The following is a 24593-nucleotide window of genomic DNA, read 5'->3' on the forward strand; positions in this document are numbered from 1 at the left end:
ATTAATCACGATAAACGGGAAATTCAGCACACAAAGCTAAAACCTGCTCTCTTATTCTGGCGATTCCTTGTGTATTGTGAATATTTTCCAGGATATCAGCAATCCAGTCAGTGATAAGCTGAATCTCTTTTTCTTTAAAACCCCGAGTGGTTACAGCAGGGGTACCTAAGCGCAATCCACTGGTAACAAACGGGGAGCGCGGATCGTTGGGGACAGAGTTTTTATTCACGGTAATATTAGCCTGCCCCAAAGCAGCATCCGCTTCTTTACCAGTGATATCCTTGTCAATTAAATCCAGCAGTAGCAGATGGTTTTCCGTGCCTCCGGAAACAATGCGATGCCCGCGCGCGAGCAAGGCTTGCGCCATGGTTTTGGCATTACGAATTACCTGTTGTTGATAAGATTTAAATTCCGGTAATAAAGCTTCAGCAAACGCTACGGCTTTGGCTGCAATGACATGCATCAACGGCCCGCCCTGGATGCCAGGGAATACAGCTGAATTTAATTTTTTTTCAATTTCTTCATTTGCTCTGGCAAGAATAAGGCCGCCACGCGGACCTCTTAATGTTTTATGCGTTGTTGAAGTCACAACGTCTGCATAAGGAATTGGTGAAGGATACAAGCCTGCAGCAACCAACCCGGCAACATGTGCCATATCCACCAGCAAATAAGCACCAATTTCATCGGCAATGGCACGGAATCTAGCCCAATCCACGACTTGTGAATAAGCAGAAAAACCCGCAATAATCATTTTGGGTTTATGCTGCAAAGCGAGTTTTTCCAAAGCCTCATAATCGATTAAACCGGTTTCAGTGTTTAGCCCATACTGCACGGCACGGTAAATTTTTCCAGAGAAATTGACTTGAGAACCATGTGTTAAATGTCCCCCGTGCGGTAATGCCATGCCTAAAACCAAATCACCAGGGTTCAATAATGCCATCATGGCAGCGGCATTTGCTTGCGATCCAGAATGAGGCTGTACGTTTGCATATGCTGCAGCGAACAATTGCTTGGCGCGGGAAATGGCTAAAGTTTCCGCTACATCCACATATTCACAACCGCCATAATAACGCTTGCCGGGATAGCCTTCTGCATACTTGTTGGTGAGCAATGAACCTTGCGCCTGCAAAACGCGCGGACTGGCATAATTTTCTGAAGCGATGAGTTCGAGGTGTTCTTCCTGCCGCTTCTTTTCAGCTTGCATGGCTTCCCAAAGCTCATCATCAAATCCTGCAATCGTATATTGTTTGTCAAACATAATTTTCCTTATTCACGTATTGCCATTATTTGACAATTAAATCATTACGAACGCTTTTAACGCCATCCACATCCGCAGCAATAGCCCCAGCTTGTTGCTTTAGCGTATCATTATCGACGAAACCGCTTAATTGTACCTCATCTTTATAAGTTTTAACTTTAATTTCAAAGCCTTTGGCACCTAACTTGTCTAACAATTCAGTTTTTACTTTGGCTGTAACTGCAGAACTATCCAAATATTCTCCTGTACTCTCCTGGGTGGGGGTGGCGGCACAAGCAATGATGATCAAAGCGAAAACGGGCAGCATTAAAAATTTAAACGTCCTTAGCATTATATCTCCTTTGCTGTTTTCGAGATTAATAATCCATTGTTTAGCAATTTAAGATTGTCTGGTAGCATCGCACGCCACCAGACTTTATGGGATGTGAAATCAGGCTAAACCTAACAAGGGTAGCACACTGTTTTATCCTAGTCATGCCCATGCACGTTGGAATCAGCAATGTTGGCATGCTGATGAAGATTATCCGCATGGCCGTGTACATTTTGCCGGCTTTGGTGCTCATGTTTGTGAACACTTTTATTTCTGGCAGCAACCGTAATTTCACCCTGCTCGCCATGACCATGATGGTTATGAGCCCGATGATGATGCTTGTGCACGGAATGACGGGCATGCTCATGGATATTGCCAGGCATAAGATTTACACCGTCTGTACGCTCAAGAGTGACTTCAGGCTTTGCGGGCGGAGCAACAATCGTTATCTCCGCTTTGTTTTGCGCTTGCTTCACAGCGGATTTCTTTACTTCTTTTTTGCCGGCGACAGCTTGAGATTTCTGTACACTCGCTTGCGGTTTAGGCGGAGCAGCAGGCTTATTGTCTCCGCTGCAAGCAGCCAGAAAAGCCATTAAAGTTAAAGCGATATATTTCATAATATTACCTATTGGTTAAAACCGGCGCGAGAAATCTCGCACCTTTTTCTTACTTGGCGCTTACTTCTGCTTTCAGCTGGTTATTGAGATAGGGCACAATGCGTATGGTCATGTTAGTTGGAGTATAAGCATTGTAAATCATATGACCATTGAAAGTACGTATCGTCAAATACATGCCGCTATGACAGTAATTATAATAGTAAAGGCTGATATAATGCGGTGCTTCAAAGCTATACACGCTGAAAGGAATTAACGGGGAGCCGTCATCGAATGTGCCAGTAACCTGTACATTATCGAAGCTATTGTTAATGATTGTAATATCACAATTCGAATATGCTGCAGAAACTTGTTGCCCTTTTTGATCATTAGCCTTGGGATGAATGTGCTGGTTTGTTCCTGCAAAAACGTTACTCAACAAACCGAAACAACAAAGAAAAATGAGCGACTTTATTTTCATAATTGAACCTCGCTTTAAACGGAGGTTAGATGGTAACAAAGTATTTAATTTAGTCAACAGGCTTTTATTATAAACACACAATCTATTTTTAGGGATTCTATTTTTACCAATTATTTATGTTAATATTACTGCTGCTTAATTCCTCCAATTCCATACATCTCTCTGGCTGACTATCATCACTGAGTAGGGAACGAATTTATAGCATAAAAAAATAACTGCATTACGTTGCGCGACAGATAAGGATACATTGGGTAGATGAAAACAATAATGAAGAAACGCATGACCATCATGCTCATCGGTTTGCTCGTAGTTTTTGGCGGAATCATTGGCTTTAACCTGTTCAAAGGTTTTATGATCAAGCGCTTTTTTGCCAGTTATGAGCCGCCTGCAGTTACCGTATCTTCTGTGAAAGCACAAAAAAGAGACTGGCAACCGCACATTGCCGCCGTGGGAAATTTTGTCGCCATTAATGGGGTTGAAGTAAACTCACAAGCATCAGGGAATGTAGTCGCCATTCACTTTGATTCAGGGCAATTTATTGAAAAAGATAAACCCTTGATTGATATTGATGACAGTGTGGATCAAGCGACCTTGAAGTTTAACCAATCTGAATTAGCCTTACAGGATATTAATTATAAAAGGCAAGCGGATTTATTTAAGCGTGGTGCTACCTCAACTTCAAGTCTTGATGAAGCCAAAGCCAAGATGCTGCAGGCACAGGCAAATGTTGAAAAAACAGAAGCGACGATTCGACAAAAGCACATCCGCGCTCCTTTTTCCGGGCAGCTGGGTATCCGCCAAGTCAATTTGGGCCAGTTTATTAGCCCGGGGCAAACTTCCATTGTGACCCTGCAATCCCTTGACCCCTTGTTTTTGGAATTCTATCTTCCCGAACAATTGCTTAAAAAATTGCATTTGAATCAGGCAGTAACTTTTTCAGTCGAACAAAACCCAGGCATCTTGTTTACAGGAAAAATTACCGCAATTAACGCAAAAGTTGATATCAATACGCATAATATTTTAGTGCAAGCGACCATTCCTAACTGCCCAGCCAAGGCTTTAAAGGATCCTTTGCATTCCACACTGATTAAAGCTAAAAAAGAAAAACAGGGAAACCGCATCATCGTGGCTTGCGACAGCGAATTAAATACCAAAAACAAAATCCATGAATTTAATTTTATCCCCGGCATGTTTGCCGACATCGAGGTGGAACAACCTTCCATTCCCAATGTGGTTGTCCTGCCAACAACCGCCATTTCCTTCAGCCTATATGGCAATTCCGTTTTCCTGATTGAAAAGGATGGGAAAAAAGATAAGGAGGGTAAGGATATTTTGGTGGTCAAACGCGCCTTTGTGAGTACAGGAGAACAGGAAGGAAACTTTACCATGATCAAAAAAGGGGTCAGTGCCGGACAAGAAGTCGTCAGCGTCGGTGAGATTAAACTCCAGGATGGCACTCGCGTAGTGATTAATAATGATATTCAGCTTAATGAAACGGTGGATCCCGATGATTTAGGGCAATAGTCTGCTAAACCACAGGAATTTAAATTGAACATCATTGCACCTTTTAAGGTGCACAGCGGAATTAATGCATGAAATTTACAGATTTATTTATCAGACGTCCAGTGTTGGCTACTGTGGTGAGCTTGCTTATCTTATTGTTTGGCTTGAATTCAATTACCAGCATGCAAGTCCGTCAGTATCCACGCATGGATAATACCGTCATTACCGTAACTACTGCTTATCCAGGTGCCGATGCCAATTTGATTGCAGGCTTCATTACCACACCTCTGGAAGCCGCGATCGCCAGTGCTGAAGGCATCGATTACATGACGTCGAGCAGTACCCAGGGCGTCAGCACCATTACCTTGAATATCAAACTTAATTTTGACCCGCAAGTTGCCTTCACTGACGTAATGAGTAAGGTGCAACAAACCTTAAACCAATTACCTCCTGAGTCACAGCAACCGGTAATCGTAAAAAGCTCGGATACTTCCACTGCTTTGTTGTATATGAGCTTTGACAGCACGGAGATGACACCGCAACAAATTACCGATTACGTAACACGGGTGATTCAACCGCAGTTGCAAACCGTCGATGGAGTCGCCAAAGCTGAAATTTTGGGCGGGCAAACTTATTCGATGCGTATCTTTTTAAATCCCAATAAAATGGCGGCACTGGGGATTGCTCCGGCGGACGTATTTACCGTACTTGCGAATAACAACTTTTTAACCGCGGCAGGAAATACAAAAGGCGAATACGTTGCCATCAGCATTCGCGCTAAAACCAATTTAAATAACGTTGATGAATTCAGCCAGCTCATTGTCCGCAGCGACGGCAATTCCATTATTCGCTTGCGTGATATTGCTAAAATCACTTTAGGCTCGCAATCCTACGACACATCCGTAATCTTTGATGATAAAAAAGCGGTATTTATCGGGATCACACCAACGCCTACAGCCAACCCCTTGACGGTCATCACCGATGTAAGAAAAATTTTCCCGGATATCCAAAAACAGTTACCCCCCTCCTTGACCGCAACCATTGTATACGATGCGACCGAATTCATCCGTGCCTCGATTCATGAAGTGATTGCAACCATCGTCGAAGCTGCCTTGATAGTCATCGTGGTGATTTTTTTATTTTTGGGATCATTCCGCTCTGTACTCATCCCCATTGTCACTATCCCACTTTCTTTGGTGGGGGTATGTACCTTAATGCTGTTTTTAGGATATTCCATTAATCTGCTTACCCTGCTTGCTTTCGTATTGGCAATTGGTCTTGTTGTGGATGACGCGATCGTGGTGGTTGAAAATATTCATCGCCATATTGAAGAAGGGAAAACTCCATTTGATGCAGCGCTTGTCGGTGCACGTGAAATCGCAACACCCGTCATAGCCATGACCATTACCTTGGCAGCCGTGTATGCTCCAATTGGATTTATGGAAGGTTTAACCGGCGCATTGTTCAAAGAATTTGCTTTTACCCTCGCCTGTGCGGTAATTATTTCCGGCGTCATCGCACTCACTTTATCTCCGATGATGTGCTCGAAAATTCTATCCAAGGAATTGAGTAGCGGCCGGTTCACCCGTTTTCTGGATAATTTGTTTGAACGCTTGCACGTCCGCTACAAACGCATGCTGCACAGTTTGCTGGAAACGCGAAGCATCATGCTGGTTTTTGCTGCTGTCGTACTGCTCGTTTTGCCTTATCTTTATATAACCACGGCAAAGGAAACCGCTCCTGAGGAAGATCAGGGATTCTTCTTTATTATTGGTACAGCACCGCAATATGCAACATTGAATTACGTTGAAACCTATACCAAAATGTTTGGAAAAATTTACCAGAGTTTTCCTGAAACTGAACATTATTTTGCCATTAACATGAAGCAACCCATGTCAGGAATGGTGCTCAAGCCCTGGGATCAACGTAAAAGCCAGTTTTCACTCAAAGAACCATTACAAAATAAATTAAATGAAGTCCCCGGTTTAATGTCTTTTGCTGTTATCCCGCCTCCTTTGCCAGGAGGCGGCAGAGGCACGCCTATCCAGTTTGTCATAAAAACCACTAATGATTTCCAAAGCTTGTTTGAGGTATCAAATAACTTGCTCAGCAAGGCTAAGCAAAGCGGTCTTTTTATCTTTTTGGATAATAGCTTAAAATTTAATCAGCCCGAAATTGAGCTTGATATCAACCGCTCGAAAGCCTCGGATTTGGGGCTTGATATGCGCACCATCGGCAGCAGCCTGGCCAGTGCATTATCCGGCGGGTATGTTAATTTTTTTGATTTAAAAGGACGCAGTTATCAAGTCATCCCGCAGTTGGACCGAAAGTTTCGCCTCAATCCAGCGCAATTAGGGGAAATTTATGTCCCTACTGCCGGCAAAATCATGGTGCCGCTGTCAACGGTAGTCACCCCGGTTGCCAAAACTCAGCCGAATGAATTGTCGCATTTCCAACAATTGAATTCTGCAATTATTCAGGGGGTCATGATGCCAGGAGTTACCTTGGGTCAAGGGATTGCCTATCTGCAGGAGCAAGCTAAAGAAATATTACCAAAAGGATTCATGGAAGATTATAGCGGTCAATCCAGACAATTCATTCAAGAAGGCAGTGCCCTTATTTTTGCATTTTTCATGGCCATCATTGTGATTTTTCTCGTACTTTCTGCACAGTATGAAAGTTTCCGGGATCCTTTGATTATTTTAATCAGTGTACCGATGTCCATATGCGGTGCATTAATCCCCTTAAATCTTGGTGCGGCGAGTATTAACATTTACACGCAAGTCGGATTAATTACCTTGATCGGTTTGATTAGCAAACATGGAATTCTCATTGTAGATTTTGCCAACCATTTGCAACGTGAGAAAAACCTGGATCGCCGTGCCGCAGTAGAAGAAGCGGCTGCCATCCGCTTGCGACCCATATTGATGACTACCGCTGCCATGGTCTTTGGTGTCATTCCATTGTTAATTGCTTCAGGCGCAGGCGCGGTCAGCCGTTTTGACATTGGCTTGGTTATTTCCTCAGGCTTGTTAATCGGGACTTGCTTCACCTTGTTTGTGGTTCCTACCATGTATACCTTCCTGGCAGCCGATCACCGGCATGATCGCAAACCGGCAACTGCTGGCGAAAATGAAATAAAGCAAGCGGAATAAGAGTTAGCGCATGTAAATGGCGACAGATTACATGCGCTATATTCAGACTTTCTCGCATTTTACTGTCCGGAATGAACAAGCCTATTTTGGCTCTCCCCCAAATACAGGGGCACTTTAATCGGATTATAGTAATCTAACTCTTTGATTTTGCAGTCAAAAGAGGATTAAAGTGCCGAAGAAAGATATTATCCTAAATTTACCTGGTTATTCAATAACCAAGGTGACAGGAAACAATCCTGTTTTTATACAAATAAGTTATAACCGAGTTGTTCGCTGTATTTATTGCAATGGTAAGCGGTTAAGGAAGAAAGATAGTTTTGAGAGGAAGATACGTCATGAGTCGTTAGGTTTACGTTATAGCTACTTGTGTATCAAGGCTCATAAATTTCAATGTTATTCCTGTAAACGCTATTTCAACCAACGTTTTCCAGGAATTGGCAAATACCAGCGAGCCACGGAAAGCTTACGTAAAGAAGTATTTCACCGACATACGGAGGGGGTAAGTCAAAAGGATTTAGCCCGTCACTTTCATACTGGAAAGTCCACAATAGAACGCTGGTATCATTATGGCTATGAACGACAAGAGAAACGGATTACATCCCCTCTATGTCCTCGGGTATTGGGTATTGATGAGCACTCATTTACGAAGAAGCAAGGCTATATCACTACCTTGTGTGATTTAGGGAAGCATAAAGTGTTCGATATTGTTAAAGGCCGTTCTGTGCGGGATTTAGAGAGCTATTTTAAAGCATTGGAGGGTAAGGAGCGTGTCCGCGTGGTTTGTATTGATTTAAGCAGTAGCTATCGTGCTTTAGTCAAACGCTTTTTCCCTCATGCCAAAATTGTGGCTGATAGATTTCATGTTATACGGTTAATTAACCAACTTAGTATGCAAACCTTTCATCAGATTGACCCTGCCATGAAGTATCAAAGAGGTACCCTCATGGCCTTGAAAACCAAGCCCGAAAATCTATCACCATTGCGCTTAAACAAACGTAATCGCTATTTGGAACAGCAGCCCGCCATTGCTGCCATTTATGATTTTAAACAACAACTGCATCAACTATTAACCAAGAAGCATTGTACGGGAAGACCCCCTATTTTGCCATTTGCAAGCGAAGCATCATTTTATGTGCACGCGCAATGATAAGTGGGCTAAATTCGCTTGCGGGTATTTCATCCAGGATTTTATTGGTGATTTCAAGAGCCATTTTCCCCGTTAATGCGACCGAGATATCAGCTTCCCTAGCCATCTGCTCTATGTGGCGGAGAGATAAGGCGTTAAAATCGTATTTACTGCCAATTTTCATCGCCATTTTAGTTGTAAGTTCTGGGTAATATACGGTTGAAATCATATCGTAGAACGGAGCTAAACGCGTTTGTTGTTCCTGATAAATAAGAGAAAAATTTTTACCGTGCGCATCATTGTTGCCAATAATTAAATTAAACAAAATCCCTTTTAATAATTCTTTTATATCAAGAACTGGAAAACTGGATGCCTGTCTGACTAATTGAAAACAATCCCGAATGGCAGGGCCTCCCTCGCGCTGATATTTCCTTTCCGGGATAATGCCCATGGCCTGACAAAAATCCTCCTGGTGTAAACGTTGAATTCCTTCTTTTGTTTCAATCCGATCATAGCGCTTAACCAATAAATAAGGCGTAGCACCAGCATAATGTATCGATGCCTCCACTGCATTTAAACCAATTTTACGTGCCAGATACAAACAAAAACACTCATTTTTAATCAACGAAGGAAAATCGCGATTGATTGGTTTTAAAATATGGGTGCTGGGGGCGCCGTTCAGTGGTATGGCAATGTCCCCAGCAATGATAGCTACTGGAAGTTTATCCTGTGCCCCAGCCAAAGATAAACGTATTCCTTCCTCACCCGCTATCATCGGTCTTTGCCACATGGTTTGCAGAATTTCCCCTACAGCTTGTTTCTTGATGAGTTTATATTCCGGGTTTAGCTGGGTTAAAGGAACTGTTTCTGGTAACATGCTTACTGCCCCTGCACATTCGCCGCCAATGGCGTGCAAGAGCGCAAAATCATTGTTTTCACTAATGCCCAATTGGCGAGCAATTGATGCGCGTAAATGTGCCTCTGGTAAAAGTCCACTAAAAAATGGGCGGCATTGTTTTTCCGCAAAAGGTGTAGTTTGTAAAGGAAGTGAGCGAGATAAAGGAGAATTTTTCTTATTCTCCAAATAATGTTTATCGTAACTAAAGGCCATATTGCCATGCGCGTCGATATTTAATTTTCCTGCGAGCGTTTGCTTTAAATAAACATTCAATTTAGGCATCTTCTACCTCGGAATGGGAGAGATGGAGCTGGATGCCAAGCACTTGCAGTACTTGTAATACCTTTCCAATCTGGCAAGTGGGTTTACCATTTTCCAATTCAATGATAAAACGCAAGCCTGTGCCAGCAGCTAAAGCTAAGTCTTTTTGCGTCACGCCAAGTTTTTTACGGACTCTGCGAATAAAATGCCCTATGTTGTCAGTCGATAACATCATGGTGGTTTCTATGTTCCCGTACGGGAATTTTAACTCTCTTTTTTGAAAAAATCCAGCTAAAATTCCCGATCGGGAATAAAATAAGTTTTTTGTCTGTTGAATGGAAAAATATTACCGATCGGCAATATTTTCCTGTTACCTAACCTGCTTCCCAAGTATTTCTGTCCTCACCTCATCTGAATATGTTAAAATTTGCGATTTTAATTCGTACGTACAGGTTTAAATTATGGATAAGACGTATTCCCCGCAAGCAATCGAACAAAAATGGTATAAAAAGTGGGAAAGCCATCATTATTTTGAGCCACGTGGAGACGGTAAAAATTTCTGTATCATGCTGCCCCCCCCCAATGTAACAGGCAGTTTACACATGGGACATGGTTTCCAGAATACTTTAATCGATGCGCTTATCCGTTATCAACGTATGATGGGATCTCGTACGCTGTGGCAGCCGGGTACTGACCATGCGGGAATTTCCACGCAGTTAATTGTAGAAGGACAGCTCGAGAAAGAAGGCTTATACCGTAAAGATATGACACGCGAGGAGTTCCTGGCGCGCGTTTGGCAATGGAAAGAAGAGTCAGGTGATACCATTACACGTCAAATGCGCCGAATTGGTTCTTCTGTAGATTGGACGCGTGAGCGCTTCACCATGGACGAAGGTTTATCCGCAGCGGTGCAAAAAGTTTTCGTACAATTATACGATGAAGGTTTGATCTATCGCGGTACGCGTCTTGTTAACTGGGATCCTAAACTGGGTACGGCTATTTCCGACTTGGAAGTAATTTCTGAGGAAGAAGACGGCTTTCTTTGGCATATTCGTTACCATCTCGTAGGTTGCGATGAATCCCTGGTAATTGCCACCACCCGCCCGGAAACCTTGCTCGGTGACACGGCAATCGCGGTTCATCCAGAAGATGAGCGCTATCAACATTTGATTGGTAAATATGCTCATTTACCCTTGTGTGACCGCACGATTCCAATTATTGCTGATGAATATGTAGAAAAAGACTTTGGCAGCGGTTGCGTCAAAATTACCCCAGCCCATGATTTCAACGATCATGAAATCGGCAAACGGCATGATTTACCTTCAATCAATATCTTGACCAAAAAAGCTACGATTAATAGCCACGCGCCCGCCAAATACCAGGGATTAGACCGGTTTGTCGCCCGTGAGCAAATCATCAAGGATCTTGAGGAAGCGGGATTATTAGTTAAGGTGGAACCGCATAAATTAAAAGTACCCCGCGGTGAAAAATCGAATGTCATCATCGAGCCATTACTCACTGAACAATGGTATGTAAAAACCAAACCTCTGGCAGAGCCGGCAATCGAAGCCGTAAAAAAAGGGGAAATTCGCTTCATTCCCGATAATTGGAGTAAAACTTATTTCCAATGGATGGAAAATATCGAAGACTGGTGCATCAGCCGCCAGCTGTGGTGGGGGCATCGAATTCCTGCCTGGTATGATGAGCAAAATAATGTATATGTTGGCTACAGTGAAAATGATGTTCGCTTTAAATATAAGCTGGATGAAGCGGTTTTCCTAAGACAAGATGACGATGTACTGGATACTTGGTTTTCATCCGCACTATGGCCTTTTTCAACTTTAGGCTGGCCGGAACGCACCCAGGATTTAGAACAATTTTATCCAACCTCCGTGTTATTTACCGGATTTGACATCATCTTTTTCTGGGTAGCCCGCATGATTATGCTGGGTCTTAAATTTACCGGAAAAATACCTTTTCGCGACATCGTGATTACCGGATTGGTTTGCGACAGTGAAGGCAAAAAGATGTCCAAATCCAAAGGAAACGTGCTCGATCCCATCGACATCATCGATGGCATTGATTTAAACCACCTCATTGAAAAACGCACGGCCAATTTAATGCTGAATTCAGTGCGCGATAAAGTAACCAAGCAAACCCGTAAGCAATTCCCGGACGGTATTCCCGCATTTGGTACAGATGCTTTGCGTTTTACTTTCTGTTCCATCGCTTCTACTTCAAGGATTGTACGCTTTGATTTGGCACGGGTGGAGGGTTATCGTAATTTTTGCAATAAATTGTGGAATGCTTCGCGCTATGTGCTGCTTAATACGGATGAAGAGCAAGTTGATTTTGGCGATGGGGCGTTTCAATACAGTCCAGCTGATCAATGGATTTTATCCCGTTTACAGCGCGTCAAAGACCTTTGCCATCATTATTTTGCCACGTATCGATTTGACTTGCTGGCAAATACCCTGTATGAATTTGTCTGGCATGAATATTGCGACTGGTACTTAGAATTATCAAAACCCGTGCTTTATGATGAAGAAGCTCTGGCTCCCATGAAACGCGGCACCAGGCGGACTTTAATCCATGTTTTGGATCAAATCCTCAAGCTTTTGCACCCCATTATGCCGTTCATAACAGAACAAATTTGGCAGCAAATCACTAAATTAACCAGCGAAAATGGCGAAACCATCATGTTGGCGCGCTACCCGCAGGTTGAACAGGATTTAATCAATCAAACCATTGAAGAAGAAATTGAATGGCTACAAAAAGTTATTCAATCCATCCGCACAATTCGCAGCGAAATGGCGATTAGTCCGGCAAAACTGATTCCCCTGTATGTGCGCAATGCATCAACGCAAATTAGAGAAAGAATACAAAAATATTCTTCCATGTTGCATTCATTAAGCAAGTTAAGTGAAATCCATTGCCTGCACGCAGAAGAAAAAATGCCTGCGTCTGCAACTGCTGTGGTAGGTGAAATCGAATTGCTCATCCCGATGGCAGGCCTTATTGATAAACAAGCGGAGTTACAGCGGCTTGAAAAAGAAATCGCTAAATTAGACAAGGATATTTCATTAGCGGAAGGCAAATTAAATAATCCTAACTTTGCTGATAAAGCACCAGCGGATATCATTGCAAAAGAACAGGAAAAATTGGCACAAGCTAAACAAGCCAAAGAAAAATTGTTACAAAACAAGGAAAAAGTCGAAAACCTGTAATTTATTTGCTGGGAAGATTTTTGGGGGGTTGGGGTGTTCAGCTATCAGCCGCTGAACCCCTTTAAATCAAGTTAATCAAGATGGCCTAATGTACGTTTTTTAATCCATGCCGCCAGCAAAATAATAGAAATAACGCTTAATAAAACGCCATAATTATCCCACCATAAAGGAGCAAGGCGCAGTGCATCAGGGCTATGCCCAATAGAAAAAGGAACAGCCAGCAGTACATCCATCAATGCCGCACCAGCCACCAGGCCACACGCAATCAAAGTACCCACTTGCTTACGCTCATTCATCCTGCCCGGATTTAAATTTTTCTGGCGCAGCCGCCAGTTAATAAACATGCTTATCAATCCGCCCAAAAATAGAGGAAACGAAGAAGCAATGGGTAAATACATCCCAATTGCAATGCCTAAAATTGATAATTGCACAAATCGCATCAGCTTGAAAAAACGGTTACAAAAAATAATTAATAAAATGATGCCAGCTCCAACCAGCATCATGGCCCAGGGCAATGTGTTGCGGAATACCGCCTCGGTTACAGCAGAAAGAAGTGCGGCAGTTGGTGCTGGCAGAGATTGGCTCACATCCATGCCTGGGTGCGGCATGACCCCAGCAATCCCGTATACGTTAAATAAAATCTGCATGACGGGAGGAATAACCAGTGCGGAAATAATAACCCCCAATAACAGCATTAATTGCTGCTTCCACGGCGTTGCACCCACTAACTGCCCTACTTTTAAATCCTGGGTATTATCATTGGCAATAGCCGCAATACCTGTGACGACGGAACCAATTATGATGGTAATTGCCTCAGCTGCCATGATTTGCTCATTGCTGAGCGGCAAAGGCATGGCAATTTGAATTACGCCTAATAACAACCAAGCCGCAAACAATATGCCAGCAATCACTACGGAACTGCCCGGGCTGGCAGTAACTCCAACCATGCCGGAGAAATAAGCAGTAATAACCGAAAACAAAAAACCTACTATTAACACATATAAAACCATGAAAAAAATCAAACTGGGAGAAAAATCCCCCTCAAGTCCCGCTTGAGCCAGTGGAAAATTAAATTGAAAAAACAGGAACAGCAATGCCGCAAGAATCAATATCCCGCTTAAGATAAAAGGCATTGGAATGTCTTTATCGGTACGCGGCAATTCTATTTTTTCATTGCTGCGGGCCATAAAAGCACGCAATGAAATACGGATGCTTTTTATCAGCGGTTTTATTAACTTGATAAACGTCCATATCCCCGCAAACAGCATCGCACCGATGCCAAGATAGCGCATTTCACTGTTCCACAAAAAATGAGCTGCTTGCTCGGTAGGGTATTTACTTAAAAACTCCGGATAAAATTGGCTGGCAATAGGTAATGCGATGAGCCAAGAGATCACTGCGCCTAAAAAAATACTCAAAGCCATATCTTGCCCAACCAGGTAACCAGCACCAATCATGGTGGCGGAAAACCCTGCGCCAAAACCAAATATGGAGCGCTGTGCTACAAACCAATAACTCCAGCTATTGGCAAGAACTTTAAACCCCACTTGTAATAATTCCAATGCAGCACCGACTAACCCGCCTAGTGCGATATTGCGTATGCCAATTTTTTCAGCCGATGTTTTAAGCACTTCCGCAATAGCCCTGCCTTCTGGAAATTTTAATGACTCTTCATTAACCAAAACTCTTCTTAGCGGAATAGAAAAAAGCACACCCAGGATCCCGCCGGCAGCTGCAATAAAAAAATTGGTGAAATAATCAAAATGTGACCAAAATCCAATGATCACCAAAGCCGGAATAGTGTACACAATTCCGCCTGCTACAGCTTCACCAGCCGAAGCCGCTGTTTGTACAGCATTATTTTCTAAAATGGTTGAGTTTTTAAACAAGCGCAATATTCCCATGGAAATGATGGCGGCTGGAATGGATGCAGAAGTTAAAATCCCTAATTTTAACGCCAGATAAGCGTTGGACATGGCCAGTATGACGGTTAATAAAACGGCCAGAATGATGCTGCGCAATGTTAATTCAGGGATTTTTTTTTCTGCAGAAATGAAAGGCTGCGTACTGCTCATTAACTACCCCATATGCTTACCGAGATTTCGGGTTTTAGTATGTTTTTAAAATTTTGCCGTGGAATTTCAATTGTTTGCGGCCCCAATGCATAGGGGGCAACTTGATAGGTATCAAATACAATCGCTATGCCATTCGCGGTAAAATACCAAATTTTATAAAGTTTTTTTACAGGTTTTGTTCCTGCCAAGACCCAATTTTTTTCTAAGTCCTTATTGTTTAATAATTGCGAACGGCAATATTGGGATAGTATCTTTAGATAGTCATGACCCGGAATAAATAAATTCTCTAAAGAAACGGGTTTTCCATTGATAAAGTTAAATGCTTCTTTATTGTTAGCAGGATGCGCAGCCCCACGCATAAAAGTAGACAAGTCAAACAGGATGCTCAAGGCTTTCGCTTGTTGATACATAATTTGGTAATTGATGGATAAGCCATTATTACCCGGTACAGAAGCCGGCAAGTCATTATTTTTTGCCACTTCAGAAAGGAATTGGCGTTGTTTTTTTTGCACCCATTGTTCCAGCATTTCATTAATCGAATGTTCGGGAAAACCATGAGGATATTTAAGATCCAAAATATAGGAGGGTTTTTCTTGTTGGATCTGTACCGTTTCAAGTGTTTTTGCGCATGCGCCATGGAGCAAAAATCCAAAGACAGCTGCATAAACTAACTTTTTAATCATAGTGCGTCCTAATTAGAATGATTTCCACTTTCCAGCCAACATGGTTTCATGAGCAAAGGTAAAACCAAATTGATAACAAAGTTCTGCTGCATCAGAAATAGACCAACGGATTAAATCCGCAGTTTTACCAGCTTCCAAACTCCCTACATTGCGCTCAATGCCCAAAGCCCTGGCCGCCTGATAGGTTACGGCACTCAATGTTTCCGGCACAGTAAGCGAAAACAGTTGGCAAGCCATATTCAGCATCAATAAAAGGGAAGTCGTTGGCGATGAACCGGGATTGCAATCCGTAGCGATTGCGATGCCCACCCCAGCTGCACGTAATACCTCCACAGGCGGCTTGTTTTTTTCCCGTAGGAAATAATAAGCCCCTGGCAATAAAACGGCTACAGTTTTCGCTTCCGCCAGTGCCATAGCCCCTTTTTCATCCAAATACTCAAGATGATCGCAGGATAAAGCGGCATACTTTGCAGCAAGAAAGCTGGCGCCGATATTAGATAATTGCTCCGCATGACATTTAACCGGCAAGCCAAGTTCCTGAGCGCGACTGAAAATTTGCTCGGTTTGCGTGAGTGTGAACCCTATCGATTCACAAAAAACATCCACTGCATCAACCAACCCTGACTCAACAATCTGGGGCAGCATTTCACTGCATAAATAATCGACATAAGCTTGATTCCGGCCAGCATATTCAGGGGGGATGGCATGCGCCCCCAGAAAAGTAGTTTTTACGCGGACCTCAGCTTTTTTGCCAAGCTCGCGTGCCACTCGCAACATTTTAAATTCAGTTTGCAAATCAAGGCCATAACCGGATTTTATTTCAACCGTCAACACGCCTTGAGCACGTAAAGCGAGTAGTCTTGGCAAGGATTGCAGGAATAATTCCTCCTCCGACACGGCCCGCGTTTGCCGCACTGTCGATAAGATGCCGCCGCCATTCCTTGCTATTTCCGCATAAGACGTACCTTCCAGGCGTTTTTTAAATTCCTCCGCCCTGTTGCCTGCATAAACAAGATGCGTATGACAATCAATAAACGCAGGCGTAATTAATTTATTATGGCAATCTTCCACGACATCGGCTTGCAGGTATTCAGGCGGCAGGTCGCCGCTATCCCCAACCCACATGATCGTGCCGCCTTGGATAGCAATGCTATGATTTGCATGCTGTAAGCCATATTTATCAAGTAGGGTTGCATTCAGCAATAATTGATCGCAAGGCATGTTGATCACCATACAGGTACCCGGTGAGGCGGCACCAGCCAATGAGTATGGTGATCCGTAGTGTAAATATCCCATTCTTTAGAAACGAATTCTTCTTTCGTTACATCGAGTAATAGCCAAGATAAAAAAAGGGCGACAGTATCGGGTGTTAGCAATTGTTCGTTTTGCTTTAAACTTTTGAAGAATTGTATTTTTTCAGGCTGCATATATTGGGCGTGGCGAATGAGGGCTTGCATGTCCGTATCAATGATTCCCGGCATTACGCTGCTGCAAGCAATTTCCTGCGATTCCAGTTGCCAGCAACGCGTCAGCATCGATAATGCCGCCTTGGAAGTGCAATAAGCCGCCCAACCGGCAACTGGGAAATAGGCAGCCCCGGAGCCAATATTCAGCACGCGGCCGCCGCTTAATTTATTTTGCAAGGCTTGCGTTAAAAACAAGGGAGCCTCTACATTCGTAGCCATAACGTGCCGCCAGGAAGCTTCATCAATTGCATTGATGGGCATAATCGGCTCAACAACACCTGCATTATTAACCAATCCTTCCAACTTATCCGTACTTTCTAAATGGCTTAAAACCTTTTCCCGACCCGCTTTGGTAGAAACATCAGCCGTGCAATAATGGATCAGTGAAGAAGCAGAACTCATTTCCAGTAAAGGCTTTGTACGCCGGCCTATAATTAGCACCGATTTGCCGCGTGCAGTCAAAGCCTGCGCCAAAGCTTTTCCTATCCCGGTTCCTCCCCCAGTGATTACGAACACGCCAAGCTCCTGTATTAAAATCAGAAATAATAGCAGACCTGTTTTTACATAGCATCTGCTTCAACACAGGTATTTGCAAATGCTGCCTTTCAATTCAGTTTGAACTTGAATTTAAGATTACGCAAACCCTCATTTTTGTTATAATAAAAACATTATGTTTTTTACATTTGTATTTTGTTTAAAATAAACCCATGTCATTCATCAGCTGGCTTAAAAAAATAGTCTCAAAGCAGACATCCGATGCTGCAAAACATCAACCGGACCATCAATCTTTACAAGAAATTGAACATCCTTCTGTTAAATTGATTTATGAACAACTTAATCCGTCGAATAAAAAAGAATTCCCATTATTGAAACCGAGCCATTTAAATCGGTATGAATCTCAACGGATTAATTTAGGTTATACCAATCTGCATCATTCTTCCCAAAAAATAAATTTAATAAAAGATGTGAACTATCTATGGGTATATAATGCTAAAAAAGAATTGATCCTAGGGATTGAAGAACCATGGAAATACCCACAGGCGTTTATAGACAGGCAAAATACCGAGCAGCTTAACTTCTTTAATTCCAAAATCTTACCGCAATTAAAAAAGGCTGGAATATTAGGCCACCCCACCTTGGCTTGCCATTTTTCTGCACAGGGTAGCGCACTGCCGAAAGAGGGCCAGGCTTTTATTGCCGGCGAATTGGGATATCGAGAGGGTAAATGGGTACTTAACAATAATTCAGGACGCTATAGTCAATACAGCAAAGAAGATCCAAAACAGATTAAATTCTACATGGATGAAGTGGCAAAACAATTCATTAGGCACAGCACAGAAAAAGAAATCAAAATTGAGCTTACCTATTCCGGAAGTTACGCTGCCTATGCCAAGCAATGGCATGCAGATAGAAGCCCTGTTGAAAATGCGCTTGTTCTCTTGAAAGATTACGCAAAATCAAATTGGCTTGAATTATTTTTTACAGCTCACTGGAATAGACACCATGTCCATCTCGTGCGCGATGCTTTAACTTATTTTTCGAAGAACCCACCACAAAATATCGATGAAATAATTCATCACCTGGTTAAACAACTTGCATCAATAGGCCATGATAAAATCAATTTGCACGGTTCATTAATGCGCCGTCTCAAGTTTCTCTCAACTCAAGTGGAGAATGATTTAATTAGGGAAGAGCCCAATGCAAGCTTGCTTATTTGAACTGCATTCACCTCATCTATAGCTCATCTGCTTTCACGTTGAATATCAGGTGGAATACACTTAAACGCTAGTGCTTCCTATTCCTGATTTTAGATTGAGATTAGTAACACCTGGTTTAAGTTACCCGGAAGAAAATTTCATCATGATTAATCCAATGGTTATGAACACTGCAGCCATAATTCGCAAAAAACTGACTGGTTCTCCAAGAAGTATAATCCCTGCTAAAAATGCTCCGACTGCACCGATACCTGTCCAAACCGTATACGCTGTTCCAAGAGGAAGCGTTTTCATCGAGATGGATAAGAGGATAAAACTGGCCACCATGGTTATAACAGTCAATAAAGAAGGTATAAGCCTTGTAAAACCATGAGATTGTTTCATCAGCAATGACCAAACTATTTCCAAAAGACCCGCCAGAAAAAGATAAATCCAAGCCATATTGCATCTCACTTAATATATCGGGTCGTCCCGTATTACATAACCCACAATGGGCGAGGTCGTCCTCGAATTCAGGAATGACGAGCGCATTTTGCTGATGTATCATAAAAATTCCGTTTGATAAAGCACTCATCATTGCCCCTGCAATGACTTGTCCTTTCACCCCTGTGGCAACGATCTGGATATGCTTCTTGCTGCAATCATCAATTTCCAATAGCAATTTTTCAGTTTAGTATATGCTCTTGCTAAAAGGAGATGATGATGCTGCATGACTTAGACTATTACCAACCGCCTGATAGTTCTCTTTGGCAAGGGCGTAAGGACAGCTTGCCGGGCGAGCGTTTTTTTCAGCGCGTTCAATGCCTTGATCTACGCAGCGAGCCTTTGGCCAATACCAAAAAACAAAATGTCATCGTCGGCTTTTGCTCGGACGAAGGCATACGGCGTAACGAAGGGCGTACAGGCGCGCGTTCTGGCCCGGAAAAACTGCGTACCCAACTTGCGAGGCTTGCATGTCACACCAAAAAGCATTTTTTCGACCTAGGCGATGTAATGTGTGCGGATGAAAAATTGGAAGCAGCTCAAGCCAATTTTGCAAAATTAATTGATTACAGCCACACGCAAGGATGCAAAACCATTGCTTTTGGCGGAGGCCATGAAATCGCCTGGGGGCACTTCCGCGGGTTGGCAGCCCACTATCCCAAACTTGGCATTATTAACATAGATGCGCATTTTGATATACGCCCTGTATCGAATGCTCAAGGCACATCCGGCACTCCTTTCTGGCAAATCAATGAATACTGCCAGCAAAACGGCCTCCCATTTAACTATTGCTGTCTTGGCATCCAGCCAACTGCCAATACGAAAAGCTTGTTCGAACGCGCCCATGATTGGGATATTGCTTATTTGACGGCAGAGGAAATTAATGAAGAGCGTTTTTCAGCACAAACTGCTTTTTTGGATGAGTTCATGTCACAACATAAACATCTTTACTTATCCATTTGTCTTGACGCATTCGCAGAATGCTTCGCACCAGGTGTAAGTGCGCCACAGCCGTTAGGATTAACTCCCTGGAAGGCATTACCCCTGTTGAAATACATCGTACAAACTGGCAAAGTGGTAAGTCTTGACATAGCGGAGCTTTCCCCCCCTTTGGATCTTGGAGATAGAACAGCACGGTTAGCAGCGATTATGCTTGCTGAATTATTGTGAGTTTATTAATCTGCCCTGCTGTAGCTTGCAAGTATGTGCAAGGATGCAGCAGGCAAAGCGTAATGAAGGAACGAGCATCATGAAGAAATCTATTATTTGTACCGCATTGTTAGCAATCATCAATGCAGGCGTCTGTGCAGCCGCTGATACGGTAAATCCAGTGCCTGCGCAAGCTCCAGCAACTTCTGCCCAAAGCCCGCAACCGATAACGCCTCCCCCGGCAAACACCGTGCCGCCTGAAAATACCATTAATTGCCAATACCGTATTCCGGCTGAAAATACTAACATTAATGAAGCACTGCTCACTACCTGGGCGGAAAAAGCCGTAGTTCAGTCATTTGACTTGGATGCAGCTACCCTGGAGAGTCAGCTTAATGAACTGCAACCCTGCTTCACCGAGCAAGGATGGCAGAGTTTTAACGAGGCCTTAAAAGAATCCGGCAATATCAATGCAATTAAATCACAGAATTTAACGGTAAGCAGTCATATTAACGGCACCACCACGATTAGCGCTGTTAAGGAAAATCAATGGAAAGCTACAGTCCCAGTGCAAGTAGTTTATCAAAATACGAAGGAAAAATTGACGCAACAACTTTCTGTAGAATTATTAATTGGCCGTAAAACTTCCGGTGATTTAGGCATCATGCAAATGATTGCAACACCACGCGTTACTGGAGCTTCTCCAGCACCTACTGTCACTTCAGAGCAACCCGTAACGGTACAAACACCGCCACAGACGGTAACACCAACGCCTGAACCTTAAGCAAGCAGGCATAAAAGTTAATTCAAATAAAAATTTTGGATTGCCCCAAGGCTTTATTCAATCAGGATGAACATGCGCTACTTCATTATTCCAGCCTTAGGTTTAATTTCCCTGAACACATATGCTAATGTGATTCAGTATTTTACCGGGATTAGTTATGCTAATCCCGCGGAATTATTTAAAATCAAGCAAACGGAATTAATCATTGGCGGCACAGGTTTTCATACTGTAGGTAAATTTGAAGGCAGCGTCCTTAACTTTAACACCGGTCAATATGGAGAAGGTAGCGCATACACTCGCACCACAAGCCTCCTTCCTTATGGCCGTATTGCCAAACGCTTTAATGAGAAGACTGTGTTTGCCGTTGATGTGACACAACCTTTCCATTCCAACTTGAACTGGGACGAACAAGCATTTACGCGTTATGCGGCCACGCAAACGTATCTAACAGACATTGATATCAGTCCGCGCTTATCTTATAGCCTGTCAAAACAATGGTATGTGGGCGCCGGAATAAATTTAAATTTCCTGCAAAATAATGAAACAAATTGGGCTTTGCCAATCAATCCGACTGCTTCAGCCAATATGGTTAACCGCACCACAGGATTTGGAACGGGTTATGATTTAGGGATATACCATGTGTTTAACCAAAGCAATTTTTTAGGACTCGTTTATTATTCAGCGATCCGGCAAAATACAAGTGGCACCAGCATGCTCGCCAACCGGATAAACCCAAATTTGCAATTTAATTTCAGCCTGCCGGCAACAACTGTGCTGAGTTATGTGCATTTATTCAATGAGAAATGGTTAACCAATTTGCAGGTATTTGTCAGCGAATGGGATGTTAACCAATACGTGAGATTCATAAATACCAGCGCCCCCCCACCTCTAAACCCTGACTTCACGTTCACTATGCGCTTTCGTAAATCAGCCGCCTTTGTAGCTGCTATCCGTCATCAATACACGCAAAAAACCGGACTCACGCTCATCGGGGTTATCGATCATGGGCCGGAAAAAGATGAATTTCGCCCGTTAAATTTTCCATCAGATACCCAATATTTCCTTGCTTTAGCCGGCGACTATCGCGTTAATGAGAATACCACCATTGAGTTATTGTATGGTTATGGATACGAAAAAACTTTTATGAACAACCACGTGCAAGTCAATGGCCAGAATCTGCCCTTCACGACGGGAAAAGTACATTTATCAGCCAATGTGGTGGATTTAAGGCTTAAAATACAAGCATAATGTTTTAACTCTATACATGAAGGCGTGAAATTATTTGCAAACATGAATGCCTAATCTTTCATAAGTCCGCATCAGACATATGAAAGATGCCATCCCATTCCCCAGGTGAGGTCTTTAATAAAGCTTCACAGCGGCTGATGTAGACTTCGCTCAGCTTATCTCCAGGATATGCAGGAGTCAGTTGCCTGAAAAGTTGCAGGCTCTTTTTCCAATTGCCTTTTTGATAATTTGCAAAAGCTTCTGCAAATTCCTGCTTATGCTTGTCAAGGTTGGTGGTATCTTCTGCTGTAACCAATTCGTAAATGATGGTGCTTTCTTCTTTGCCGCGCACAGCGACTTCATCAAGGATCCGAAATGGAAAATATTCTTCTATTTGACTTACTGTGGCGTGAGTCACAATGATTTGCGTATGATATTTCTTATTGGCTGCTTCAAGACGACTTGCCAGGTTGATGGTATCTCCTATCGCCGTATAGCTAAGCCTATCTTCCGACCCTACATTACCCACAACTGCTTCACCGGTATTGATACCAATTCTTATTGAAATGGCAGGATAATCGGTATTTTGATTTTTTTGATTCAATTTTTTAACGCGGGCGATCATAGCCATCGCGGTTTGACATGCATGCATGGCATGCAAGGGATCGGCTAATGGCGCATTCCAAAATGCCATCACCGCATCGCCAATATATTTATCCAATGTGCCATGTTTTGCAATTACTGCTTCGGTCATGGATTGAAAATAATCAGATAGATAAGTCATCAAACGTTCTGGCGTGGTTTTTTCAGAAATCTTGGTAAAATCCTTGATGTCAGAAAACATAATGGTAATCGTTTGTTTTTCTCCACCCACTTGCGCTATTTTCCCCCGGTAAATGAGTTGCCTTACTAAAGAACCCGGCACATACCGTTGAAAAGACAGTAAACTGCTGCGCATTCTCATTAATGTCCTATCCATGTAGGAAATTTCTTTAATGATGGTATCCAACGGCTCGCGTGGCTCTAAATTCAGGCGCGTGATTTCATTTGCTTCTTCAGCGAGTTGGATAATGGGCTGGGAAATTTTTTGGGAAATGTAGCGAACAATGATGATCCCGATCAATAAAACCACCAACGTTAAAATTAAGGCGCGCCAACTCGTGCGTTTCAAAGGAGCCAGTATGTCTTCTGCCGGCACAATGATCATGACATGCCAATGCTCTTGAATATTTTTATATTCAATGGGCTGATACGCTAAAAAATACTGCACCCCATCCTTAACATAAAATTTTATGGAAGCTTGCAAATGTTTTTTTCCCTTCGCGGGAAACATAGACTGGAATAAATCAGTTAATTGCGGGGAAAGTTTCTCGCCACGTATATCTTTAAGCACATCCGGATCTTGATAAGCAATGACGTTCATCTTATCGTCCGTGATATAAATTACTGAATTAGGGGTTATCAGCAATTGTTTAATGAAATGCTGCAAATTATCCAAAGTCATATCCAGGGCAATTACCCCCTGCAATTTCCCCTGCTTGTCATAGATGGGAGCCGCCGAAGTAATGCCTGGGATAAGTATGTCTCCTTTGCCGAATACAAAAAATTTATAAACCGTCCATATAGGACGGCCGGCTTCAATTGCAGCTTTGTACCAAGGCCTGACCCGCGGATCGTAGGGCTTGGTAAATGGAGCGCTTTTAGTCGGTACACCAATCGCATCCAGTTCATAACGGGTTTTCAGCGTAGGCGTTTTGGAATTAAAAATTTTATTTAAAGAAATTGCTCTTGGATTTTCCCGATCGACGCCAATAAAATCTCCTTTTTCCGTTCCATAATACACCATAAAAATATCAGGGTTATGATTGATCGATTCAAAAAGATACTGGGAAAATTGCCCCTCATCATTCAAATCAATGATCCCGCGGTGGATCATGTTGCGTATTTCAAGCAAATCCTGGCTTAAAGGTAAAAAATAAAAATTTAAACGTTGTTGCAGCAGCATGGAAGTCTGCTCAATATAGTGTTTGGCGCTTTTACTTAAAATATTGGTCAGTGTCCAATAATTGATATTTATAATGGTCAAACCGACAAAACTTAATAATAAAATAAATAAGGTAATGATGCTTAGCCGGATGCTGATTTTAATGTTCTTTAGGCTAAATCTGGAATCCTCTGGTTTTTTGCTCACTGTTTTCA

Annotated in this window: 19 protein-coding genes and 1 pseudogene; 8 read left to right on the forward strand and 12 right to left on the reverse strand. The window is 42.7% G+C overall.

What is annotated here, in order from left to right; all coding sequences use genetic code 11:
• Position 1 precedes the first annotated feature (1 nt).
• The 4 genes from glyA to NKV53_RS01375 form a co-directional block, all read right to left on the reverse strand.
• Entirely contained in the window at positions 2-1258 is a 1257-nt protein-coding gene (gene glyA, locus NKV53_RS01360) for a serine hydroxymethyltransferase (protein ID WP_253350572.1), read from the reverse strand.
• 25 nt (positions 1259-1283) lie between these two features.
• Positions 1284-1589, reverse strand: coding sequence for a BON domain-containing protein (locus NKV53_RS01365; protein WP_126953613.1), 306 nt, complete (start codon positions 1587-1589; stop codon positions 1284-1286).
• A 137-nt stretch (positions 1590-1726) separates the two neighbouring features.
• A complete protein-coding gene (locus NKV53_RS01370) occupies positions 1727-2185 on the reverse strand; it encodes a hypothetical protein (RefSeq protein WP_126953612.1) in 459 nt (152 codons plus the stop codon).
• Between the two features lie 49 nt (positions 2186-2234).
• Positions 2235-2642, reverse strand: coding sequence for a hypothetical protein (locus tag NKV53_RS01375; RefSeq protein ID WP_126953611.1), 408 nt, complete (start codon positions 2640-2642; stop codon positions 2235-2237).
• Between the two features lie 267 nt (positions 2643-2909).
• Between NKV53_RS01375 and NKV53_RS01380 the strand changes: the two genes are divergently transcribed.
• The 3 genes and pseudogenes from NKV53_RS01380 to NKV53_RS01390 form a co-directional block, all read left to right on the forward strand.
• Positions 2910-4166, forward strand: a complete 1257-nt coding sequence (locus tag NKV53_RS01380; RefSeq protein WP_126953674.1) for an efflux RND transporter periplasmic adaptor subunit — start codon at positions 2910-2912, stop codon at positions 4164-4166.
• Positions 4167-4234: 68 nt separating this feature from the next.
• Positions 4235-7300, forward strand: a complete 3066-nt coding sequence (locus NKV53_RS01385; protein WP_126953610.1) for an efflux RND transporter permease subunit — start codon at positions 4235-4237, stop codon at positions 7298-7300.
• 169 nt (positions 7301-7469) lie between these two features.
• Positions 7470-8393, forward strand: a pseudogene (locus tag NKV53_RS01390) (ISL3 family transposase); the annotation flags it as partial.
• Between the two features lie 4 nt (positions 8394-8397).
• Here NKV53_RS01390 and NKV53_RS01395 read toward each other — a convergent pair.
• The gene (locus NKV53_RS01395) at positions 8398-9606 is read right to left on the reverse strand and encodes a type II toxin-antitoxin system HipA family toxin (RefSeq protein WP_233579708.1); all 1209 of its coding nucleotides are present in this window, start codon (positions 9604-9606) and stop codon (positions 8398-8400) included.
• A complete protein-coding gene (locus NKV53_RS01400; RefSeq protein ID WP_126953608.1) occupies positions 9599-9820 on the reverse strand; it encodes a helix-turn-helix transcriptional regulator in 222 nt (73 codons plus the stop codon). The genes NKV53_RS01395 and NKV53_RS01400 overlap by 8 nt, the downstream gene beginning before the upstream one ends.
• Before the next feature lie 226 nt (positions 9821-10046).
• On the opposite strand from NKV53_RS01400, the gene NKV53_RS01405 reads away from it, so the two are divergent.
• On the forward strand, positions 10047-12812 hold the full coding sequence (locus NKV53_RS01405) for a valine--tRNA ligase (RefSeq protein ID WP_127057383.1): 2766 nt from the start codon (positions 10047-10049) through the stop codon (positions 12810-12812).
• A 71-nt stretch (positions 12813-12883) separates the two neighbouring features.
• Here the strand turns inward: NKV53_RS01405 and NKV53_RS01410 are convergent, their stop codons facing one another.
• From NKV53_RS01410 to NKV53_RS01425, 4 genes are read right to left on the reverse strand one after another with little or no spacing between them, the layout of a single operon-like run.
• Positions 12884-14887 (reverse strand): OPT family oligopeptide transporter, encoded by a 2004-nt coding sequence (locus NKV53_RS01410; RefSeq protein ID WP_127057384.1) that lies wholly within the window; start codon positions 14885-14887, stop codon positions 12884-12886.
• Positions 14887-15570 (reverse strand): DUF3298 and DUF4163 domain-containing protein, encoded by a 684-nt coding sequence (locus tag NKV53_RS01415; protein WP_126953605.1) that lies wholly within the window; start codon positions 15568-15570, stop codon positions 14887-14889. Before NKV53_RS01415 ends, NKV53_RS01410 begins: the two co-directional genes overlap by 1 nt.
• A gap of 12 nt (positions 15571-15582) precedes the next feature.
• Positions 15583-16803, reverse strand: a complete 1221-nt coding sequence (gene hutI, locus NKV53_RS01420; protein ID WP_253350574.1) for an imidazolonepropionase — start codon at positions 16801-16803, stop codon at positions 15583-15585.
• Complete coding sequence (locus NKV53_RS01425; protein ID WP_253350576.1) at positions 16797-17552, reverse strand: SDR family NAD(P)-dependent oxidoreductase; 756 nt, start codon at positions 17550-17552, stop codon at positions 16797-16799. The genes hutI and NKV53_RS01425 overlap by 7 nt, the downstream gene beginning before the upstream one ends.
• A 191-nt stretch (positions 17553-17743) precedes the next feature.
• Between NKV53_RS01425 and NKV53_RS01430 the strand changes: the two genes are divergently transcribed.
• Positions 17744-18754 carry a DUF5617 domain-containing protein gene (locus NKV53_RS01430; protein ID WP_253350577.1) on the forward strand — a complete coding sequence of 337 codons (1011 nt, stop codon included), beginning with the start codon at positions 17744-17746 and terminating at the stop codon, positions 18752-18754.
• 120 nt (positions 18755-18874) lie between these two features.
• Here NKV53_RS01430 and NKV53_RS01435 read toward each other — a convergent pair whose 3' ends face one another.
• Entirely contained in the window at positions 18875-19192 is a 318-nt protein-coding gene (locus tag NKV53_RS01435; RefSeq protein WP_126953602.1) for a multidrug efflux SMR transporter, read from the reverse strand.
• Between the two features lie 261 nt (positions 19193-19453).
• Between NKV53_RS01435 and hutG the strand changes: the two genes are divergently transcribed.
• The 3 genes from hutG (at position 19454) to NKV53_RS01450 (ending at position 22415) form a co-directional block, all read left to right on the forward strand.
• Positions 19454-20404, forward strand: a complete 951-nt coding sequence (hutG, locus tag NKV53_RS01440) for a formimidoylglutamase (RefSeq protein WP_126953601.1) — start codon at positions 19454-19456, stop codon at positions 20402-20404.
• A 79-nt stretch (positions 20405-20483) separates the two neighbouring features.
• Entirely contained in the window at positions 20484-21167 is a 684-nt protein-coding gene (locus NKV53_RS01445) for a DotI/IcmL family type IV secretion protein (protein ID WP_127032670.1), read from the forward strand.
• A 72-nt stretch (positions 21168-21239) separates the two neighbouring features.
• A complete protein-coding gene (locus NKV53_RS01450; RefSeq protein ID WP_126953599.1) occupies positions 21240-22415 on the forward strand; it encodes an OmpP1/FadL family transporter in 1176 nt (391 codons plus the stop codon).
• A 58-nt stretch (positions 22416-22473) separates the two neighbouring features.
• Here the strand turns inward: NKV53_RS01450 and NKV53_RS01455 are convergent, their stop codons facing one another.
• A complete protein-coding gene (locus tag NKV53_RS01455) occupies positions 22474-24585 on the reverse strand; it encodes an adenylate/guanylate cyclase domain-containing protein (RefSeq protein ID WP_233588419.1) in 2112 nt (703 codons plus the stop codon).
• Positions 24586-24593 lie beyond the last annotated feature (8 nt).

The sequence above is a fragment of the Legionella sp. 27cVA30 genome (assembly GCF_024160945.1).
Classification (GTDB): Bacteria; Pseudomonadota; Gammaproteobacteria; order Legionellales; family Legionellaceae; genus Legionella_A; species Legionella_A septentrionalis.

Coding starts and splice junctions, on each gene's coding strand:
- glyA (WP_253350572.1), bottom strand. CDS start 1,258: ATGTTTGACAAACAATATACGATTGCAGGATTTGATGATGAGCTTTGG.
- NKV53_RS01365 (WP_126953613.1), bottom strand. CDS start 1,589: ATGCTAAGGACGTTTAAATTTTTAATGCTGCCCGTTTTCGCTTTGATC.
- NKV53_RS01370 (WP_126953612.1), bottom strand. CDS start 2,185: ATGAAATATATCGCTTTAACTTTAATGGCTTTTCTGGCTGCTTGCAGC.
- NKV53_RS01375 (WP_126953611.1), bottom strand. CDS start 2,642: ATGAAAATAAAGTCGCTCATTTTTCTTTGTTGTTTCGGTTTGTTGAGT.
- NKV53_RS01380 (WP_126953674.1), top strand. CDS start 2,910: ATGAAGAAACGCATGACCATCATGCTCATCGGTTTGCTCGTAGTTTTT.
- NKV53_RS01385 (WP_126953610.1), top strand. CDS start 4,235: ATGAAATTTACAGATTTATTTATCAGACGTCCAGTGTTGGCTACTGTG.
- NKV53_RS01395 (WP_233579708.1), bottom strand. CDS start 9,606: ATGCCTAAATTGAATGTTTATTTAAAGCAAACGCTCGCAGGAAAATTA.
- NKV53_RS01400 (WP_126953608.1), bottom strand. CDS start 9,820: ATGATGTTATCGACTGACAACATAGGGCATTTTATTCGCAGAGTCCGT.
- NKV53_RS01405 (WP_127057383.1), top strand. CDS start 10,047: ATGGATAAGACGTATTCCCCGCAAGCAATCGAACAAAAATGGTATAAA.
- NKV53_RS01410 (WP_127057384.1), bottom strand. CDS start 14,887: ATGAGCAGTACGCAGCCTTTCATTTCTGCAGAAAAAAAAATCCCTGAA.
- NKV53_RS01415 (WP_126953605.1), bottom strand. CDS start 15,570: ATGATTAAAAAGTTAGTTTATGCAGCTGTCTTTGGATTTTTGCTCCAT.
- hutI (WP_253350574.1), bottom strand. CDS start 16,803: ATGGTGATCAACATGCCTTGCGATCAATTATTGCTGAATGCAACCCTA.
- NKV53_RS01430 (WP_253350577.1), top strand. CDS start 17,744: ATGTCATTCATCAGCTGGCTTAAAAAAATAGTCTCAAAGCAGACATCC.
- NKV53_RS01435 (WP_126953602.1), bottom strand. CDS start 19,192: ATGGCTTGGATTTATCTTTTTCTGGCGGGTCTTTTGGAAATAGTTTGG.
- hutG (WP_126953601.1), top strand. CDS start 19,454: ATGCTGCATGACTTAGACTATTACCAACCGCCTGATAGTTCTCTTTGG.
- NKV53_RS01445 (WP_127032670.1), top strand. CDS start 20,484: ATGAAGAAATCTATTATTTGTACCGCATTGTTAGCAATCATCAATGCA.
- NKV53_RS01450 (WP_126953599.1), top strand. CDS start 21,240: ATGCGCTACTTCATTATTCCAGCCTTAGGTTTAATTTCCCTGAACACA.